Source organism: Pseudomonas parasichuanensis, from assembly GCF_021601385.1.
Lineage (GTDB): Bacteria > Pseudomonadota > Gammaproteobacteria > Pseudomonadales > Pseudomonadaceae > Aquipseudomonas > Aquipseudomonas parasichuanensis.
This window is the reverse complement of the sequence record NZ_BQHO01000003.1, coordinates 1-19,701: the sequence shown is the minus strand read 5'-3', so window position 1 is coordinate 19,701 and position 19,701 is coordinate 1. Positions and strand designations below refer to the sequence as shown.

Genomic DNA, 19,701 nt, shown 5'->3' with positions numbered 1-19,701 from the left:
GGGCAATTTGAAAGTTCAGATTGCCTGGGATGCCATGGGCAGCTTGCCGATCTGAACGCTGGTCTGCTTCTGTCGGTCCCAGCTTGTGTAACCCATCCGTTCATAGCAGGAGGCCATTCCATGAGCCGCTACGACTGGGACCTGATCGAGCGCTTGCTGCACGAGGTGCAGAACGGCGCCGGTCATAGCTTCACGCCACGCCCCTATGCCGAACAGCACGCCGCAGCGCTCGCTGCAAATGGCCAGGCACCGGGCGACCTGGACCATCTGAAAACCCGTGCCTGCGAGTACGAAAAGCTTCTCTTCGAACGTGGCTTCATCGCCAGCCGGCCTGAAGAGGACGGCGGCAACGGCGAGAACTTCGTGCTGACCGAGCGTGGCTCACGCCTGCTCAGCCTGATCGACAGCAGCATCCCGGGTTTCGGGCACCCGCGAGAAATCCTTGACCAGCAGGAGGACGCGCTGGACGAGCACGCTTTCGATCAGGTCTCGGCAAACGCGCAGATCGCTTGAAGTCGTATTGAGGCTGGCAACTGGCGGGCTGAACGGCTGATAATCGCCGTTCGTCTGCCACTGCCGAGCCCTCGATCATGTCTGTAGAAAACAAGGCGGCCTGCTCATGAGCGAGGCCCGCAAGAACCCTGACGCCTTTGCCCTGCAGGTCATGCTGGGGCTGTGCCTGATCTGGGGCTGCCAGCAAGTGCTGATCAAGTCGGCCGCCGTCGACATCGCCCCGGTGATGCAGGCGGCGTTCCGTAATGGCATCGCCGCGGTACTGGTCGGGTTGCTGGTCTGCTTCAAAGGTGGCTGGGGGCAGGTGGGTAGCACCTGGCGTGCCGGTGTGTTGGCCGGTGCGCTGTTCGGGCTGGAGTTTCTGTTCATCGCCGAGGGGCTCAAGTTGACCTCGGCGGCGCACATGTCGGTATTCCTCTACACCGCGCCGATCTTCACCGCGTTAGGGCTGCATTTCATGATCCCCAGCGAGCGCCTGCGCCTGTTGCAGTGGCTCGGCATCCTGCTGGCGTTTGCGGGCATCGCCGTGGCATTCGCCGGGGGTGTCTCGCTCGAGCAGCTCGATGGCCGCATGTTGCTGGGTGACGCCCTGGCTATCCTGGGCGGCTTGGCCTGGGGCGCGACCACGGTGGTGGTGCGGTGCTCGCGGTTGTCCGAGGCGCCGGCAACCCTGACGCTGTTCTACCAGTTGGCGGTTGGCTTCGCCGGGCTGCTGTTGATGGCCCTGGTGAGCGGCCAGATCGCCGATTTCTCGTTGACCCCGCTGGCGGTCGGCAGCGTGTTGTTCCAGGGCATCGTGGTGTCGTTCGTCAGCTACCTGACCTGGTTCTGGTTGCTGCGCAAGTACCTGGCTTCCAACCTGGCGGTGTTCTCCTTCATCACGCCGCTGTTTGGGGTGACCTTTGGCGTCGTGCTGCTGGACGAACCGCTGAGCCTGAACTTCGTACTTGGCGCTGTGCTGGTGCTGGTGGGGGTGATCATGGTCAGCGCCGAGGCGTGGGTGCGACGGCAACTGCGCAGGGTCTTGGGATAGACGGCGCACGCCCCGTCAATGCCAGCGCCCCAGCCAGCCCCAGCCCGGCAGCTGCCATCACCAGCGCCGGTTGCAAGCCACCACTGAAGTGGCTGCTCAAGGCCGCCAGCAGCGGCCCGCTCAATTGCCCAAGGGCAAAGCACGCGGTCAGCAGCCCGGCATTGCGCTGGGTCGCATGGGGCGCCAGTTCCCGCGAACGCTGCATCACCAGTTGCATACAGGCCAGGAACGGCCCCCCGCAGAGCACTACCCCCAGGCCCAGCCCGATACCGCCGCCTTGCAGGCAGGCCAGCACCCCCAGGCCTTGCAGCCAGAGCGTGGCGGTCAGCCAAGCCGAGGTGCGCCCTGGGCGACGCAGGCTGACCACGACCACGCCCAGCGCCGCCGACAGGCCGAATGCAGGCCAGAACAGATCGGCCATCCACTGCCCTTGGAACTGCTGGTTGGCCATCTGTGACAGGAAGGTGGCCGGCAGGATATAGCCGATGCCGTACAGCCCATACACCAGGCCCAGGCGACCGATACCGTTGCCCTGTGTCGGGCCACTGTTGCTGGTGGCCGCGACAGGCGCAGGCTCCTGGGCCCGTGGCAACCACCGCAGCACGGCCAGCAGCATCACCAGCGCGGCCATCGCGTAGATCAGCCACAGCGCCGCCGAGCCGAGCCCCAGCAGGTGCGCGCCCAGTGCCAGCAGGCCGGTGGCGGCGATCCCGGCACCGGGCCCGGCGAACACCAGGGCACCGAGGCGCTGACGGCCATGCGCGTTGGCCAGTTGCTGGCTGAGGCTGGTGATCATCACCAATACCCAGGCACTGGCTACGCCCGTGCCGAAGCGCAGCAACAGGTGGCTCCAGAAACCATCGGCGGCCGCCGAGGCGAGGGTGAGCAACACGCACAGCCACAGGCCGCCGTGCAGGCGCAGGCGCACCTGGGCCGGCTGGCGGGCGAACATGCCGTCCACCGCGCCGAGGAAATAACCCAGGTAATTGGCGGCAGCGACCAGGCCGCCTGCCGTCAGGTCGAACTGGCCCTCGGCGATCAGCCGGGGCAGTTGCGGGGTGAGGGAAAAACGGCCGATGCCCATGGCCATCATCAGGGCCACGGCGCTGGCCAGCAGTTGCACGAAGGGCGACATGGAGGCGTCTCCTGCTCGAAAGGTTGCGATGGATGGCAGGGTAGGGCGCATTGACTTTCAATAAAATTGAATAATGATGATCAAGTTATTCTGTTTTGGAGAATGTCATGGAGTTCAGCCAACTGCGCATCTTCCAGGCTGTGGCCGAGGAGGGTTCCATCACCCGTGCCGCAGAACGCATGCATCGGGTGCCGTCGAACCTGTCGACGCGCCTGCGCCAGCTCGAAGAGCAACTGGGCGTCGAGCTGTTCCTGCGTGAGCGCCAGCGCCTGCTGCTGTCGCCTGCGGGCAAGGTGCTGCTGGAGTACGCCAACCGCCTGACAGCCCTGCGTGACGAAGCGGTTGCTGCGGTGCACGGCGGGCAGCCGGGCGGCGATTTCGTGCTGGGCACCATGTACAGCACGGCGGCAGTCCATTTGCCGGCGCTGTTGGCGCGCTATCACCAGGCCTACCCGGCGGTGAACCTGCAAGTCCAGGCTCGCCCCAGCGGCGAGTTGCTGGAGGGGCTGCTCAACCATCGGCTCGATGCGGCTTTGGTGGACGGGCCGCCGAGCCTGGCAGGGCTGGATGGCGTGCCCCTGTGCGAGGAGGAGTTGGTGCTGATTACCAGCCCTCAGCATCCACCGGTGAACACTGCCCGGGATGTGGCCGGCGAGGCGGTGTTCACCTTCCGCCAGGGCTGCTCTTACCGCGTGCGCCTGGAGGCCTGGTATGCCCATGCCCGCACGCCGATGGGGCGGGTGATGGAAATCGAGTCGTACCAGAGCATGCTCGCCTGCGTGATCGCGGGCGCCGGCGTGGCGCTGATGGCGCGATCGACGCTCGACAGCCTGACGGGGCGCGACCGGGTGCGTGCCCACCGCCTGCAAAAGCCGTTCGACCAGGCGTTCACCTGGTTGATGTGGCGCGAGGGCATGCGCGGGGCCAATCTGCAGGCGTGGATCGAACTGCAACAAAGCGAAACGATTGACCGACCGTCGGAAGCTGTCGCCTGCGCTTGATCCGGGTCAAAATCGCCCATATCTGTAAGAACAGAGGCATGCGCAATACAGGACATCGGACTATGATCTGTATGACGCATCGCAGGATTGATTGACCGTGAGGCTGAACCCGTCAAAGGGGGCATTATGAAAGAACGCATGTACAACTGGCTCCACGACCTAGCCGTCGCTCTGGGCTTGCTCCCGCCACCCCTACAGCCGGTGCCGATCCCTACCGACGAAGAACAGCGCAAGCGCCAGCCGCGTCGTCGCTGATACACGCAGCCAAAGGCCGCCGCATCGACAAGATGCGGCGGCCTTTGGCGTTAATGGAGCTGTGAAGCGCGGGTCAGGCCAGGTTGACTGCCGCAGCCGGCTTGCGCGACGCCAGGCTGACCACCACGAAGCTCACCAGGCCGATGGCCAGGCTGTAGTAGATCGGCGAGTTGGCATCCAGGCCATCCTTGAACATGAAGAACAGCGCGGTGACAAAGCCCAGCGACATGCTGGCGATGGCCCCGGCGGTGGTCGCGCGCTTCCAGAAGATCGCGCCCATCAGCGGGATCAACATGCCGCCCACCAGCAGGTTGTAGGCCAGGGTCAGGGCGCTGATCACATCGTTCACCGCCAGGGCGATGCCCAGTACCACCAGGCCGGTCAGCAGGGTGAACAGGCGGTTGATGCCCAGGCTCGACTGCTTGCCGCCGCGCAGCTTGGGCAGCAGGTCTTCGGTCAGGGTGGTCGAGGCGGCCAACAGGCCGGCACTGGCGGTGGACATCATCGCGGCCAGGGCGGCGGCCATCAGCAGGCCACGGATACCTTCTGGCAACTGGCCCTTGATCATCTCGGCAAAGGCGTTGTTCGGGTTGGCAAGGTCCGGCATCAGCACATGGGCGGACATGCCGATCAAGGCGCAGGCCAGGCCGTACAGCACGCAATAGACGCCCGCGGTGGTGCCGGCGCGCTGGCAGACCTTCTCGTCACGGGCGGTGAACACCCGCTGCCAGATGTCCTGGCCGATCAGGATGCCGAAGAAGTAGATCAGGAAGTAGGTGATGATGGTGTCCCAGCCGATGGTGGTCCAGCTGAAGCTGGCCGCCGGCAGCTTGGCCACCAGAGCGTCCCAGCCACCAGCCTTGTACAGGCACACCGGCAGCAGGATGAACATCAGGCCTACGGTCTTGATCACGAACTGGACGATGTCGGTCAGGGTCAGCGACCACATGCCGCCGATGGTCGAGTACACCACCACCACGCCGCCGCCGAACAGCAGCGCCATCCAGAACGGCACGTCGAGCAGTACCTGCAGCACGGTGCCCATGGCCAGGGTCGAGGTCACGCCGATCATCAGCGCGTAGGCCAGCATGATCGCCGCACTGGCCTGGCGCGCCATCGGGTTGTAACGGCGCTCCAGCACCTGGGTGACGGTGAAGATCTTCAGGCGCAGCAGCGGTTTGGCGAGGAACAGGTTCAGCGCGATGATGCCCAGGCCCAGTGCGGCGCACAGCCAGAAGCCCGAGATGCCATGCACGTAACCCAGGCGCACGGTGCCAACGGTGGACGCACCGCCGAGCACGGTGGTGGCCATGGTGCCCATGTACAGGGTCGGGCCGAGGTTGCGCCCGGCCACCAGGTAGTCTTCGTGGGTCTTCGCACGTCGCATGCCGTACCAGCCAAGCGCAAGCATGCCGGCGGCATAGATCAGTACAACGATGATGTCCAAGGCCATTGGGGGTCTCCCGATTATCTTTATTATGGCGAGATCGGCCGTCCGGGCGGGTTCACGCGCCCGGCGGTTCTGTCTTGTGTTGGCGGGCCTCTATGGCCCTCCCGAATGGCTCCTGCCGGGGGTGTTTCATCTTTGCAATGGTGTCGATCCCATCACCGGCAAGCCGGCTCCCACAGGTTGAGGTGTGGGGGCTGGCTTGCCAGCGATGAGGCCGCCTCAGGTATTTGCTCAGGTCAGCGGCGTACCACGCCCGGCAGCACGCAGAGCATTTCGAACAACAGGTTGGCGCCCAGCAGCGAGGTGTTGCCGGTGGTGTCGTAAGGTGGGGAGACTTCGACCAGGTCACAGCCGATCAGGTCCAGGCCGTGGCAGCCGCGGATGATCTCCATCGCCTGGATGGTGGTCAAGCCGCCGATCTCCGGGGTGCCGGTGCCGGGTGCCCAGGCGGGGTCGATGCCGTCGATGTCGAAGGACAGGTAGACCGGGCCACCACCGACTTTCTCACGCACTTCGGCCATCAGCGGCTCCAGCGACTTGTGCCAGCACTCTTCGGCCTGGACGACCCGGAAGCCCTGGCGACGGCTCCAGTTGAAGTCGTCGGCGGTGTAGCCCTGGGCGCGCAGGCCGATCTGCACCACGCGGTCGCAATCGAGCAGGCCTTCTTCCACGGCGCGGCGGAAGGTGGTGCCGTGGGCGATCTTCTCGCCGAACATGTGGTCGTTGACGTCGGCGTGGGCATCGATGTGCACCAGGCCGATCTTGCCGTGCTTCTTGTGCAGCGCGCGCAGGATCGGCAGGGTGATGGTGTGGTCGCCGCCCAGGGTCAGCGGGATGACATTGTGCTCGACGATCTCGTCGTAGGCTTCTTCGATGATGCGCACGGCATCGAGCAGGTTGAAGGTGTTGATCGCCACGTCACCGATGTCGGCCACCGACAGCGAGTCGAACGGGGCCGCGCCAGTGGCCATGTTGTACGGGCGGATCATCACCGACTCGGCGCGGATCTGCCGTGGGCCGAAGCGGGTGCCCGAGCGCAGCGAGGTGCCGATGTCCAGCGGCACGCCGATGAAGGCGGCGTCCAGGCCTTGGGCGCTTTGCAGGTGGGGCAGGCGAAGCATGGTGGCGATGCCGCCGAAACGCGGCATTTCGTTGCCGCCCAGTGGTTGGTGGAGAGTCTTGTCCACGGTGGGCCTCATCAGTCGGTCGATTGTTATGTTTGTTCGAACCTGTACCGCCGCGCGCCTCCAGGCACGATGGGGGCCGGCGGGCAGGGACATTTCGCCGCAGTCTGCGCAAGGTAGTGCGGCGGAAGAATCGCTACCGACAAATACTTACTTCAGGAATTTCTGAACTATCCGCTTGAAGGCGCGTTAGACTCAGGCGATTTCCAGCCCGCGGAACCCTCGCCCCATGGCCTCATCGCTGCCCGACCTGAAACTGCTGCGTATCTTCGCCAGCGTGGTGCGCCACCAGGGGTTCGCCAACGCCCAGCGCGACCTCAACCTGTCGACCTCGGCCATCAGCACCTACATGAGCCAGTTGGAGGGCGCCCTGGGTATCGTCCTGTGCCACCGTGGCCGTGGCGGTTTCAGCCTGACCAGCAAGGGCGAGCTGTTCCATCAGGAGACCCTGCGCCTGCTCGGCGAACTGGACGGCTTCGAGCAGTACGCGGCGGCGCTCAAGGGCGAATTGCGCGGCACCCTCAACCTCGGGGTGATCGACTCCACGGTGGGCGATCGCGCCCTGCCGCTGGCCGAGGCCATCGGTGCCTACAGCCAGGAGCACCCGGGGGTGCACCTGCACCTGTCGGTCTCCAGCCCCTACGAATTGCAGCTGGGCGTGCAGGACAACCGCCTGGACCTGGCCATCGGCGCCTTCTCTTCACGCATGAGCGGCCTGGTGTACCAGCCGCTGTACCGCGAACAGCACTGGCTGTATTGCAGCAGCCGCCACCCGCTGTTCGTTGAACGACGCATCCCGGAGCCGGTGATCACCCAGCAGCGCATGGTCGGGCGCGGCTACTGGAGCCAGGCCGAGCTGGCCCGACACGGCTTCAAGCACAGCGCGGCGACGGTGGAGAGCATGGAGGCGCAGCTGATCCTGATTCTCTCCGGCGCCTACATCGGCTACCTGCCCGAGCATTACGCCCAGGCCTGGGTCGACAAGGGCGACTTGCGGGTATTGTCGCCGGCCACCTTCGGTTACCAGGCGCCGTTCTCGTTGATCATTCGCCGGGGGCGCAGCCGGGAACCCTTGATCCAGACGTTCCGCGACCTGCTCAAAAGCCAGCTCAACGTGGGCTGATCCATGTCGTTTTCAGCTCATTCCGTCAGGTCGGTAAAAAATCCTGCAAAACTTGACCACTGACGTAATGGCCTTCTGCTAAACATCTACTTGCTTTGATGAATTTCCCACTCATCTGGATAAGCAAGGGACCGCCAACGATGCGCATGAATTTGCCCGTCACCGAACACGAAAGAACCTTTCCCAACCACCAGCGGCTGATTTCCACCACCGACCTCAACAGCCGCATCACCTATTGCAACGACGCATTCGTGGCCATCAGCGGTTTCACCTACGACGAACTGGTCGGGCAGACGCACAACCTGGTGCGTCACCCGGACATGCCGCCGTCGGTCTTCGGCCATATGTGGGACACCATCAAGCAAGGCAAACCCTGGATGGGCGTGGTCAAGAACCGCGCCAAGAACGGCGATTTCTACTGGGTCAGCGCCTATGTCACGGCGATCTACGAGAACGGCCGCATCAGTGGCTACGAGTCGGTGCGTTCGGTGCCCACCCGCGAACAGATCCGCCGTGCCGAAGCGCTCTACGCCCGCCTGCGCGCCGGCCGCTCGCCAGTGGCGTTGGCCGCGCGCCTGGGCCATGGCATCGGTCACGGCTGGCCGTTGATCGGTGCCGGGCTGCTATCGGCCGCCGGCTACCTGTGGTTGCCCCAGTACGCCGCACTGGGGGTGCTGATGGCCAGCCTGCTGGCGGCCTGGTACCTGGTCGAGCACCGGCAGAACCAGGCCATCCGCCGCACCCTGCAGGAGCATCCCAAAGCGTTCACCAGCCCGCTGGTGGCCCTGACCTACAGCGACAACCCTGGCCTGCAAGGCCAGCTCGACCTGGCGATCCTCAGTGAAGAGGCACGGCTGCAGACCGCGCTGACCCGCCTGGTGGACGCCGGGGTCGGGGTCAAGTCACGGGCCGCGCAGTCCGCCGACCTGTCCGACGCCCAGGCGCAGATGCTCGACCGCCAGCGCAGCGAAACCGACCAGTCAGCCACCGCCATCGCGCAGATGGCCGCGACCATCCAACAAGTTACCCACAACGTGCAGAGCACCGCCCATGCCGCCAGCGACGCCGATCAGCTGGCCCAGCAGGGCAGCGACCTGGCCCAGCAAAGCCTGCGCGCCATGGGCAGCATGAGCGAGGCGGTGAGCGATATCGGCCAGGCGGTCAATGCCCTGGCCGAGCAAACCCAATCGATCGGCAGCGTGGTGGACGTGATCACCTCGATTGCCGAGCAGACCAACCTCTTGGCGCTCAACGCCGCGATCGAAGCCGCCCGCGCCGGCGAGCAGGGCAGGGGGTTTGCCGTGGTCGCCGATGAGGTCCGCTCGCTGGCCCAGCGTACCCGCGCCTCCACCGAGGAGATTCACCACATCATCGCCGGCCTGCGCACCGGGGCCGACCGTGCGGTGGCCAGTGCCAGCCGCGGCCAGCAGATCTCCAGTGACAGCGTGCACAGTGTCGAGGCGGTGCAGGAAGCGTTGTCCGGCATCGCCCAGGCGGTCAGCCGCATCACCGGCATGAGCCAGCAGATGGCCACGGCGTCCGAGCAGCAGAGCCATGTGGCCGAAGACATCAACCAGCAGATCGTGCGCATTGCCCACCTGTGTGACGAAAGTGCCGGGCAGGCCAGGCAGGGCGCCGAGATCAGCCAGGACCTGGAGCGCATGGCGGAGTACCTGCATAGCCTGGCGGAGCGGTTCAACCGCTGAAATCGGAGAGCGCCCGCTGAACCTGTGGGAGCGGGCTTGCCCGCGAATGTAAGCGACGCGGTGGATGGCACCGGCGTTGCCGGTGTTCGCGGGCAAGCCCGCTCCCACAGGTCATGTGCAGGTTTTCAGCTCGGTGTAATCCCGTGAGGTGACAACCTGCGATGGGTTGTAAGCTTGGGTGACTTTGCCCCATCGCTTCACCCCTGTGGCACACTGCGCGCCCCAAGGAGCCCACCATGCCCAGACCTCGCTGCGAACGCTGCCAGCGCCCGATCGCCCACTGCCTCTGCCCGCTGATTCCCAGCCTCGACAGCCGCACGCGCGTGGTCGTGTTGCAGCACCCCAGCGAAACGTCGCATGCCCTGAATACTGCGCGTCTGGCAGCCCTCGGGCTGATCAATGCCGAGCTGCGGGTGGGGGAAGTTTTCGATGACCTCGAAGCGCTGCTGACGACACCGGGGTACCGCCCAGCGCTGCTGTTCCCCGGTGAGGGTGCCGAAGTTCTGCGAGCCTATGGCGAAGGCAGCGACCTGCCGCTGCTGTTGATCGTCCCCGATGGCACCTGGCGCAAGGCACGCAAGATGCTGTACCTGAACCCGCTGCTGGAGGCGCTGCCGCGGGTGACGCTCGGTGATGTGGCGCCCTCACGCTACCGGTTGCGCAAGGCGCCGGAGCCGGGGGCGTTGTCGACCATCGAGGCGGTGGTGCAGGCTTTGAATGTGCTGGAGGGCACGGGCCGGTTCGATCCAGTGTTGCGACCCTTCGAGGCCCTTATCGAGGGCCAGATCAGGGCGATGGGGATGGAGACATTCGAGCGCAATCACAACACGGGATCAGACTAATTCGAGTTTAATTCCTACTGGATTCAGAGATTTTTCCCACTGTTCCGCCGCTTGTGATAGCCAACTTCCACGGATAGATTTCCTGAGTCGCGGCGAAAACCGTGACCGGGTGTAGGAACCCGCTGGTAAACTTGGCGCACGCATCAAGCGCCGTCATTGCAGCAGGCGCTTTTTTGTGCCTGCTGTGCTGTGTCATGGCGGCTGTGTGTGGGCAGGCTTCGGCCTGGCCGGTTTCCAAGTTTGCCGGTATTCCTACCCCACACATGGCTGCCACCTAATCCCGTAGGAAGCATTGCGGCAGCTCCAACCTGAAAACTTGGAGTCTCATGCATGACTTTCAAACGTCTGTACAGGATCCTCGCATCCGCTCTCCGCCGGCCGGCTGTTGCACCAGCCTCGGCCCATCACTTCTACCTCATCAATAGTCAGGCACTCGCCAACCGCGTGAAACCGGAGGTGTCCCCATGATTGATCGTGAACGCTTGTCGAACATCCAGAGCTATATCTGCACGCTTGAATTGCTGGGTGAAGCGCTGGTGCAGCATGACGAGGTGTTGGAGTGTGAGCATAACCCTCAGCTGAGCTTTCGGAGCACGGCGGGTATCCACCAGGCCATTCGGATCATCAGCCGATTGGCCAGTGAGCAGTGTGGGAAGCTGGATGAACTGAAGGGTATGTCTGTACCCGATTGATAGCTGTAACGGCCCTATCGCGGGCAAGCCCGCTCCACAGGATTAGCTCATGATCCATGGGCGCTGGCTTGTTCAACGATTGGGCCGCATCGACCTCGAAACGTGCGTGAAATCCCTTGAAACCACGCAGCACATGCCCAGCCGACCCGATGCGCTAAGGTTGCCCTCCAGTGATAGGCCAGGAGGGTGATGCCGTGAGTTCCAAAGTCATATTTTCACAACGCCTTATCGCCGAAGCCAACGCCAGGCTTGGCGAGAGGCGGGCCGGTAGATGGCCAGGGCGGGAGCGTCGGTGGCCACGGGCCGTGGAGGACATTCTTTACAACACGCGCCATAGCCGGGAAGAAATCAGGGCGGCACTTGAAGCAGCAATGAGAAGGTTGAATCAGGATTGAAGAAATATGGCGACGGAACGCTACAACTTCATCTACACGGACCTGGTGGAAAGTGATGTCGATCTTCTGGGAATGATTGCCTACGCGGTATACAAGCGGCAAAAGATCGAATTCATTCAGGGCTGGCGGGACCGGCAGGGCAAAGATCCCGACGAGGCGGATCTCGTGCATTTTCACGCGATCAGCAACTCCCGCTTCCAGCAGGAAACTTACCGGGACCAGGCAGGCAAGTTGGCAGAGGATTTCCTCAACACCTCGCTCGAGGGGCAGGCGCAAGAGTTGGAGCATCGACTGGCGGGGCAGGCGAGCGAGGAAATCAGGCGGTACAGGCCGAACTACTGGACGGGTGTTTCACAGGGCGTGGTTGCCTCGGTGATCTTTGTATTGCTGCTGGGGTTGTTGGTGATGTTCACCTGGAGCTTGAACCAGGGGCCTAGGCAAGTTATCGAGCAGGTCTTCAATGTCAGGATCATCGATCTGCAGTCCCCGCCCGACGGCTTACTGGCTGATCCTATACCCATGTAGGTCGCACATTTCGATCAGCGTTCGCGCAACGCTTCCGTCCTGGCCTTCAACACCGGCTTGAGCAGGTAATCCAGCACACTCTTCTGCCCGGTGATGATGTCCACCGTGGCCACCATCCCCGGGATGATCAGCAACGGCTTGTTATCCCCACCCAGGTGATTCTTGTCGGTGCGTACCTGGATCAGGTAGAACGCATTGCCCTTGTCGTCGGTGACGGTGTCCGCACCGATCAGTTCCAGCTTGGCCTTGAGCCCGCCGTAGATGGTGTAGTCATAAGCACTGAACTTGACCATCGCCGTCTGCCCCGGGTGCAGGAAGGCCACATCCTGTGGCCGCACCTTGGCTTCGATCAGCAGGTTGTCCTCGATCGGCACGATTTCCACCAGGTCGCTGCCGGGCTGCACCACGCCGCCAATGGTGTTGACCTTGAGCAGCTTGACGATGCCGCGCACCGGCGACACCACGGTGGTGCGGTTGACCCGGTCGTCGATGGCGATGCTGGTGGCGGTGATCTTCGACAGCTCGGTGCGCTTGTCATTGAGGTCTTTTGCCGCGTCCGAGCGGAAGCTGGCATCGGACTCCTGGACCTTGCTGCGGATTTCGGCGATGGCCGCTTCGGCGCGGGGTATGGCCAGGTTGGTGGCATTGAGCTGACCGCGGGCTTCGACGCTGCGTTGCTTGAGGCGCAGGATTTCCACCGGCGAGATTGCCCCTTTACTCACCAAGGGTGACGACATGTCCAGCTCTTGCTGTAACAGGCCCACGGCCGAGCGGTATTGGTCGGCCTTGGAGCGAAACTCGGCCAGCTCCTGAGTCTTCTGTCGCAGCTGCTCGTTAAGGGTCTGTTTTTCACTGGCCAGGCGACGCTGGCGTGATTCGTACAACGAGGTCTCGTCTTCGGCTACCTGGGGTGCCTTTGCGCGCACTTCGTCGGACACCACGAACGGCTTGCCTTCGGCCTCTGCGGACAAACGCTCGACCTGGGCGGTGAGGGCATACCGGTCAGCCTCGCTTTCGCCCTTGTTGGATTTGAACCGAGTGTCGTCCAGGCGCAGCAGGGTGGCGCCCTTGTCGACCATCTGGCCCTCGCGCACGAAGATCTCGGTGACGATCCCGCCCTCCAGGTTCTGTATCACCTGAACCTTGCTCGAGGGGATGGCCTTGCCTTCGCCGACCGTGACCTCGTCGAGCACGGCGAAGTTGGCCCAGATCAAGGCAACCAGCAGCAGGATCGCGGCCAGCCACACGGTCAGACGTGACAGGCTCGGTGTTTCCTGCAAGGTGGCACTGGCGAGTTCCGGCAGGTAGTCGCGTTCGGCGCGTTTGTCGGTGCCATGGAGGTAGCTGCGTATGCTGTGGCTAATGGACATCTGCTGCCTCCGATTGAGAGTGGTGAGCCTGTGGGAGCGGGTTTACCCGCGAATGCGGCAGTGGCCCTGCCGACGCTTTCGCGGGTAAACCCGCTCCCACACAGACGATGCCGCGCTTGCTGATCTACAACGCCGCGCCAATCCGCCCCTTGCGCAGCGCATCGATGACCGCATCCTTCGGCCCGTCGGCAACGATCTTGCCGTTGTCCAGCACCAGCAGCCGGTCCACCAGGCTGAGCATCGACGTGCGGTGGGTGACCAGCAGCAAGGTCTTGCCCGGCACCCAGGCAAGCAGCCGCTGGCGCAGTTGTTCCTCGCTGCTGTTGTCCATGTGGCTGGTGGGTTCGTCGAGAATCACAATCGGCGGTTCCAGCAGCAGTGCGCGGGCCAGCAACACGGCCTGGCGTTGACCGCCAGACAGCAGTTGGCCACGCTCGCCCACCGGGCGATCGAAGCCTTGCGGGTGCTGCCGGGCCAGTTCGCTGACGCCGGTCAGCTCGGCCACTTCGAGCATGCGCGCATCGCTGACATGGCGGGCACCCAGGGTGAGGTTGTCGCGCAGACTGCCGGCCAGCAATGGCAGGTCGTGGGCGACGTAGCCGATCTGATTGCGCAGGTCGGCGATATCCAGCTGGCGCAGGTCCAGGTTGTCCAGCAGCACCTGGCCTTCGTCGGGGTGATGGAAGCCCATCAGCAACCGCGCCAGGGTGCTTTTACCCGAGCCACTACGGCCAATGATGCCGATGCGTTCGCCCGGCTTGAGGGTAAAGCTCACGTCGTTGAGCGCCGCTGCAGCCTGCCCTGGGTAGCGGAAGCTGGCGTGGTTGATGCTCACGCCGCCGTGCAGTGCCGTATGTTCCAGCGCCTGCTGTTGCGCCTGGCGCTCTTGCGGCAGGCTCATCAGCGCGTCGGTGCTCTGCATGGTCAGTTGCGCTTGTTGATAGCGGGTGATCAGCCCGGCAATCTGGCCGAGCGGGGCAAGCACGCGGCTGCCCAACATGTAGCTGGCCACCAGTGCGCCGACGCTGAGGTTGCCGGCGATGATGCTGTATACCCCGGCGACGATGGTGGCCATGCCGCAGAACTGCTGGATGAACAGCGTGCCGTTGGTAGCCAGCGACGACAGGTTGCGGGCATGGGCATCAAGGCGGGCGATGGCGCCGTTGGTGTGCTCCCACTGGTATTGGCGCTCGCTTTCGGCACCACAGGCCTTGAGGGTTTCCAGGCCACCGAGGGTCTCGATCAGCAGGGCCTGGCGCACGGCGCCCAGGCTCAGGCTTTTCTGCACGGTGTCGCGCAGGCGCACCTGAATGAACAGTGCCAGCCCCACGGCAACCGGGAAGGCAACCAACGGGATCACCACCAGCCATCCGCCAAGCATGCCGATCACCAGCAACATCAGGGCAACGAACGGTAGGTCGATGATGCTGGTCAGGGTGACCGCGGTGAGGAATTCGCGCAGCCCCTGGAAGTCGTGGATGCTTTGCGCGAAGCCCCCGATGGTGGCCGGGCGGGCTTTCATGCTCATGCCGGTGATGCGTTCGAACAGCGTGGCGGAGAGAATCAGGTCGGTCTTCTTGCCGGCCTGGTCCAGCAGATGGGCACGGACCATGCGCAGCGCCAGCTCGAAAGCGGTGCCGATGAACAGCCCGGCAACCAGCACCCACAAGGTCGACAGCGCCTGGTTGGGCACCACCCGGTCATAGGTCTGCATGACGAACAACGGCACCATCAGCCCCAACAGGTTGATCAGCAGGCTGGCCAGCAGCGCATCGCCATACAACCAACGGGAGTGGCGCAACGTATCGCGGAACCAGGCGTTGACCCTGGGTAGCAGCGGTGCGCGAATGTCTTCCAGGGTATGCCGGGGGCGGGCGAACAATGCCTGGCCGCTGTAGGCCTCTGCCAGCGCCTCGCGTTCGACCCATTGTTCGCCGCCCTCGGCTTCGCAGGGCAGCAGCAACGCCCGGCCATTCTCGCCCCAGCGTTGCAGCACGGCGCTGCGGCCGTCATTGAGGATCAGCAGGACCGGTAGGTTGAGTGCCGAGATGGCACCCAGCTCGCGTGGCAGTACGCGTGCCTGTAACCCGGCACGGGCGGCGGCGCGCGGTAGCAGAGCGAGCCCCAGGCGCTGCTCGGCCAAGGGCAGGCCGCTGCACAAGCTGGCGCGGCTGGCCGGGCAGCCATGCAGCTTGCACAGGATCAGCAGGCCATCGAGCAACGGATCATCCACATCCAGGCGCGGTTGCGCGCTTTGCATACTGGTCACGATGGCCACTCCCTGCCGCGTTGGACGGGAAAGGGCGCCGGCAAGGGCGCCCCGCGTGAAGTCAGGCCCTAGCGCATGTCGGGCAGCCGGGCTTCGTTGCGCACTTCGGTCTTGGCGATGGCTTCAGGCGGCAGCGAGATGCGCTGCTTGTTCAGCAGCTCGCCCATGTTCGCCAGCAGCCGGTACATCGAGAACTCCTCGGTATAGCGCACCTCGGTATAGCGCCGGTTGGCGTTGTACAGCTCGTTTTCGCTGTCGAGCACGTCGAGCAGGGTGCGCTGGCCCAGGCCGAACTGGTCCTGGTAGGCGGCCCGCACGCGTTGGGTGGTTTCGGCGTATTCGCGGGCGCTCGGGGTCTGCTTGCGCGCGTTGGTCATGGCGTTCCAGGCCAGGCTCAGGTTTTCGTTGAGCTGGCGCAGGGCGTTGTTGCGGATGTCCATGGCCTGGTTGATCTTGTGCGCGTCGGACTGCAGGCGGGCCTTGTCGCTGCCACCGCGGAACAGGTTGTAGCTGAGTTCGACGCCGGCCTGCCAGTCGTTGTTGTCGTGGCCTTTCTGGCCGCCGAGGTTGTTGTTGGCGCCGGTGGCCAGCACCGCATCCAGGCGTGGGTAGAAGGGCGACTTGGCCACTTCGTACTGCTGCTCGGCGGACTGCACGTCGGCCTGCGCCGACTTGAGGTAGGGATTGTTTTCCAGCATGCCCTGGCGGGCATCCTGCAGGTTGCCCGGTATCTCGCCTTTGATCGTCACAGGAGTTTCCAGCTCGTCGGGCATGCGCCCGACCACGCTGAAAAAGTTGGCTTCGGCGTCGGCCAGGTCAACCTCGGCGGTGTCCAGGTTGTTTTCGGCCAGGGCGCGGCGGGCGCGGGACTGGTCGAGGTCGGCGGTGCTGCCCACGCCGCGTTCGCTGCGCAGGCCGATCTGGTCGTTGACCCTCAGGTGGGCCTGCAGGTTGTTCTTGGCCAGGGTCACCAGCTCGCGGCGCTTGAGTACTTCGAGGTACACCTCGACGGTGCGCAGGGCCACGGTTTCGGCGGTGGCCTGGGTGTAGTAGGCGCGCGAAGTGGCCACCGCTTCGGTACGGCCGACTTCGTTGGCGGTGTTGAAACCGTCGAACAGCATCTGCCGCAGACGCAGCTCGGATTGGGTGTAGTTGAGGGTTTCCTTGTTGTGGTTACGGGTGCCGTCCGGATTGAAACCACGGGTATTGGTGTTGTCCGAGCGCTGGCGGCCGTAGCCGGCTACCAGGTCGACCGTTGGGTAGTACCCTCCGCGGGCAAACTTCACATCTTCATCGGCTGACAGCCGGCTGTTGCGGCTGGCGCCGATTTCGGGATGCTGGTCCACGGCGTTCTGGACGGCTTCGGTGATCGACATCGCCTGAGAATTGGCACACGCCATGGCCAATAAAATTGCACTGGTGATGGGGGTTAACACGCGCATGGGGTACTTCTCCCTGGTCTTAAAAAATTCCTGCTGCCGTCAATAAAATGACGACTTATAAGAATCAAACCGTTTCAGGCTTGTAACATCAGAGCTAAGAACATTTATCGCGCGAGCTAAGAAGATTTTTTCATAAGGTATATGCGAAAAAAAACTTATGAGGTCTAAGGAATACGCGACATTGTTGCAAACAGGTGGCTCGGCGAACCGGCTGGGAGACGCGGGTTTCGGGCTTCGGATAACGTTTTAGATTTTTTGCGGCTAAGCAGTCTGGGGAGGAAGGCGAAAGCGGAATTTGGCGACAATAAATTGGCATGCACTGATGGCCATTGCCCATAACCGCTATCGCGGCAACCGTCACAAGGAACGTGATTCTCACGAGCGTGACAGCAACGTTCCGACAGCCAGGGAACATGGAGCGTTGTGTGTTTTACCCAGCATGCTTCTGACTGCGAAAAGCCCATCGGCAGGGGAGGCGTGCGCTCATGGCCAAATTGATCGGCGTGGTCAGCAAGGTGGTAGGCCAGGTATTCGCGGTGGGGGGGGACGGTCACCGCCGCTTGTTGGTGGAGGGCGATCGCCTGTTTGCCGGTGAGCAACTGGAGACTGGCAGTGCCGGGGCCGTGGCGGTAAGGCTGCACAACGGCGCCGAGCTCACATTGGGCCGCGACAGCAGCCTGGCGATGACCCCGGACCTGCTGGCCCACCACGCGCCCACTGGGCAGGGCCCAGGTGCCACACCCAGCGCGGCCCAGCTCACCGATGTCGAGCATCTGCAGAAGGCCATCGCCGCCGGTGCCGACCCGACCCAGGTCGCGCAAGCGCCTGCGGCCGGTGGCATGCACGGTGCCATGTCGGGCGAACTGGGTGGCGGGCACAGCTTCGTGATGCTGAGCGAAGTGGCTGCGCGGGTCGACCCCACCATCGGTTTCCCCACGGCGGGCTTCAATGGCATCCCCGAACTGGCCAACCGCTACCTCGGTGAGCTGGACCTCAGTAACCGTGGTAATTTGCCCTTCGCCGTTAGCCCGCCGGATACCCCTGTAACGGAGCCCCTTGCCCCGCCCGATCACCCGGTATCGCTCGATGGCCTCGATCTGCAGCCGGGTGAACTGACGCTCGATGAAGCCCACCTGGCGCAAGGCTCGGCCAGCAACCCGGCGGCGTTGACCCAGGCCGGCAGTTTCACCGTGGTTGCGCCCGATGGTGTGTTCAATCTCAGTGTCGGGGGGATCAACGTGGTGACCGCCGGGGCTGTTACCGGCGTCGGCCAGTCCATCATCACCGCGCTTGGCAACACGCTCACCATCACCGGCTACAACCCGGCCACGGGTGTGGTCAGTTACAGCTATACCCTCAACGGCGCCGAGCACCACCCCGGTGGCGCGGGCAGCAATACCCTCGGCGAGCATTTCCCGGTACTGGTCAGCGACAGTGACGGCGACGTGGCCAGTGGTTCGCTGGACGTGGTCATTCGCGACGACGTGCCCAAGGCCGTCAACGACAGCAATGCCTTCACCGCCACCGAGCAGCACACCGAACTGACCGGCAACGTGCTCAGCAACGACACCCAAGGCGCCGACCGCGTCGCGGGCGGGCCCGTGCAGGGCGGCACGTTCGTAGGTACCTACGGCACGCTGGTACTGGCTGCGGACGGCTCCTACACCTACACCCTCGACACCAGCGATCCGGACTTCAAGAACCTGCTGGGTGGTGGCAGTGGGGTGGAGCACTTCACCTACACCATCAAAGATGCCGACGGCGATACCAGCAGTGCGACCCTGACCCTCAACGTCAGCAATATCAACGACCCGGTAACCCTGGGTGGTCTCGACACTCAAGGCGGCCAACTGACCCTGTTCGAGAAGCACCTGGTTGATGGCAGCGCGCCGAACCCGGCGGCGTTGACTCAGGGCTCAAGCTTCAGCGTGACCGCGCTGGATGGCTTGCAGACGCTCACCGTGGGCGGCATTGCGCTGGTCAGCGGTGGGGTGGTGGCTGGCTTCCCGCAGTCCATCACTACGCCCTTGGGCAATACGTTGACCATTACCGGCTACGACCCGGCCAGCGGGGTGGTCAGTTACAGTTACACGCTGCTGGATAACGAGAGCCACGCCACTGGCGACGGCATCAATAACCTGGTGGAGCACTTCGTTGTCACCGCCACAGACAGCGATGGCAGCACTGTCAGCGGCAACCTGCAGGTCACTATCGTCGACGATGTGCCCAAGGCCCATTTCGACGCCGCCGATGCCACCGAAGGTGGCAGCGTCACCGCTAATGTGCTGGCCAACGATGTGATCGGCGCCGATGTGCGAGCCAACGGCCAGTACGTGGTGGGCGTGCGTGCCGGCAGCGATATTTCGACCTCGGCAGCAGGTCATGTCGGCGAGCAGATCCAAGGCCAGTACGGGTATCTGACACTGGATGCCCAAGGTAATGCGACCTATCACGCCACCCCGAACCTCGACCTGCCGCAGTCGGCGACCGATACCTTCGTCTACACCATCCGTGACGCTGACGGCGACGAGAGCACCACCACCATCACCATCAACGTGCTGGATAGCAAGCTGATCGCCGGCCCTGACAGTGAAGTGACGGTCTACGAGAAAGCCCTGGATTTGAGCAAGGACGGCAACGACCTGGCCGGTGGCAACGTGGTGGGGAGTGACCCGCACGCCAACACCGAGACGGCGTCGGGTTCATTGACCGATGCGGTCACCGGTGGCGTAGGCGCATTGACCTTCACCCTGGTCGGCAATGCTG

General features: G+C 63.8%; 16 protein-coding genes and 1 pseudogene. 11 read left to right on the top strand and 6 right to left on the bottom strand.

Annotated elements, in window-relative coordinates; genetic code table 11:
- Nucleotides 1-120 precede the first annotated feature (120 nt).
- On the top strand, nt 121-513 hold the full coding sequence (locus tag L6D77_RS03060; RefSeq protein ID WP_232880975.1) for a transcriptional regulator: 393 nt from the start codon (nt 121-123) through the stop codon (nt 511-513).
- Between the two features lie 106 nt (nt 514-619).
- Nucleotides 620-1,546, top strand: a complete 927-nt coding sequence (locus tag L6D77_RS03055) for a DMT family transporter (protein WP_232880977.1) — start codon at nt 620-622, stop codon at nt 1,544-1,546.
- On the opposite strand, the gene L6D77_RS03050 is transcribed toward L6D77_RS03055, so the two are convergent.
- The gene (locus tag L6D77_RS03050; RefSeq protein WP_232880979.1) at nt 1,497-2,681 is read right to left on the bottom strand and encodes an MFS transporter; all 1,185 of its coding nucleotides are present in this window, start codon (nt 2,679-2,681) and stop codon (nt 1,497-1,499) included. The genes L6D77_RS03055 and L6D77_RS03050 overlap by 50 nt on opposite strands.
- Before the next feature lie 107 nt (nt 2,682-2,788).
- On the opposite strand from L6D77_RS03050, the gene ptrR reads away from it, so the two are divergent.
- Entirely contained in the window at nt 2,789-3,682 is an 894-nt protein-coding gene (gene ptrR / locus L6D77_RS03045) for a putrescine utilization regulator PtrR (protein ID WP_232880992.1), read from the top strand.
- 126 nt (nt 3,683-3,808) lie between these two features.
- Nucleotides 3,809-3,937 (top strand): PA1414 family protein, encoded by a 129-nt coding sequence (locus tag L6D77_RS27265; RefSeq protein ID WP_269807354.1) that lies wholly within the window; start codon nt 3,809-3,811, stop codon nt 3,935-3,937.
- A 73-nt stretch (nt 3,938-4,010) separates the two neighbouring features.
- On the opposite strand, the gene L6D77_RS03040 is transcribed toward L6D77_RS27265, so the two are convergent.
- Nucleotides 4,011-5,390, bottom strand: coding sequence for a sodium:solute symporter family protein (locus L6D77_RS03040; RefSeq protein ID WP_232880994.1), 1,380 nt, complete (start codon nt 5,388-5,390; stop codon nt 4,011-4,013).
- A gap of 233 nt (nt 5,391-5,623) precedes the next feature.
- Nucleotides 5,624-6,574 (bottom strand): agmatinase, encoded by a 951-nt coding sequence (speB, locus tag L6D77_RS03035; protein ID WP_110996363.1) that lies wholly within the window; start codon nt 6,572-6,574, stop codon nt 5,624-5,626.
- A 226-nt stretch (nt 6,575-6,800) separates the two neighbouring features.
- Here speB and L6D77_RS03030 point away from each other — a divergent pair, with 226 nt between their 5' ends.
- The 6 genes and pseudogenes from L6D77_RS03030 to L6D77_RS03010 all read left to right on the top strand — a co-directional run bounded on the left by L6D77_RS03030 (nt 6,801) and on the right by L6D77_RS03010 (nt 11,854).
- Complete coding sequence (locus L6D77_RS03030; protein ID WP_232880996.1) at nt 6,801-7,694, top strand: LysR family transcriptional regulator; 894 nt, start codon at nt 6,801-6,803, stop codon at nt 7,692-7,694.
- A 98-nt stretch (nt 7,695-7,792) separates the two neighbouring features.
- Nucleotides 7,793-8,137, top strand: a pseudogene (locus tag L6D77_RS27460) (PAS domain-containing protein); the annotation flags it as partial.
- Nucleotides 8,138-8,371: 234 nt separating this feature from the next.
- Nucleotides 8,372-9,400 (top strand): methyl-accepting chemotaxis protein, encoded by a 1,029-nt coding sequence (locus L6D77_RS03025; RefSeq protein WP_373870566.1) that lies wholly within the window; start codon nt 8,372-8,374, stop codon nt 9,398-9,400.
- Nucleotides 9,401-9,636: 236 nt separating this feature from the next.
- Complete coding sequence (locus tag L6D77_RS03020) at nt 9,637-10,242, top strand: tRNA-uridine aminocarboxypropyltransferase (RefSeq protein WP_232881000.1); 606 nt, start codon at nt 9,637-9,639, stop codon at nt 10,240-10,242.
- A 464-nt stretch (nt 10,243-10,706) separates the two neighbouring features.
- On the top strand, nt 10,707-10,934 hold the full coding sequence (locus L6D77_RS03015) for a hypothetical protein (RefSeq protein ID WP_232881002.1): 228 nt from the start codon (nt 10,707-10,709) through the stop codon (nt 10,932-10,934).
- 401 nt (nt 10,935-11,335) lie between these two features.
- A complete protein-coding gene (locus tag L6D77_RS03010) occupies nt 11,336-11,854 on the top strand; it encodes a hypothetical protein (RefSeq protein ID WP_232881003.1) in 519 nt (172 codons plus the stop codon).
- A 14-nt stretch (nt 11,855-11,868) separates the two neighbouring features.
- Here the strand turns inward: L6D77_RS03010 and L6D77_RS03005 are convergent, their stop codons facing one another.
- The 3 genes from L6D77_RS03005 to L6D77_RS02995 form a co-directional block, all read right to left on the bottom strand.
- Nucleotides 11,869-13,224, bottom strand: coding sequence for an HlyD family type I secretion periplasmic adaptor subunit (locus L6D77_RS03005; protein WP_232881004.1), 1,356 nt, complete (start codon nt 13,222-13,224; stop codon nt 11,869-11,871).
- Between the two features lie 124 nt (nt 13,225-13,348).
- Nucleotides 13,349-15,484, bottom strand: coding sequence for a type I secretion system permease/ATPase (locus tag L6D77_RS03000; RefSeq protein WP_232881072.1), 2,136 nt, complete (start codon nt 15,482-15,484; stop codon nt 13,349-13,351).
- A 77-nt stretch (nt 15,485-15,561) separates the two neighbouring features.
- Nucleotides 15,562-16,935: a TolC family outer membrane protein gene (locus tag L6D77_RS02995; RefSeq protein ID WP_232881015.1), complete on the bottom strand. Its 1,374-nt coding sequence runs from the start codon at nt 16,933-16,935 to the stop codon at nt 15,562-15,564.
- A gap of 485 nt (nt 16,936-17,420) precedes the next feature.
- Here L6D77_RS02995 and L6D77_RS02990 point away from each other — a divergent pair.
- On the top strand, nt 17,421-19,701 hold a 2,281-nt coding region (locus L6D77_RS02990; RefSeq protein WP_236169965.1), incomplete at its 3' end, for a retention module-containing protein.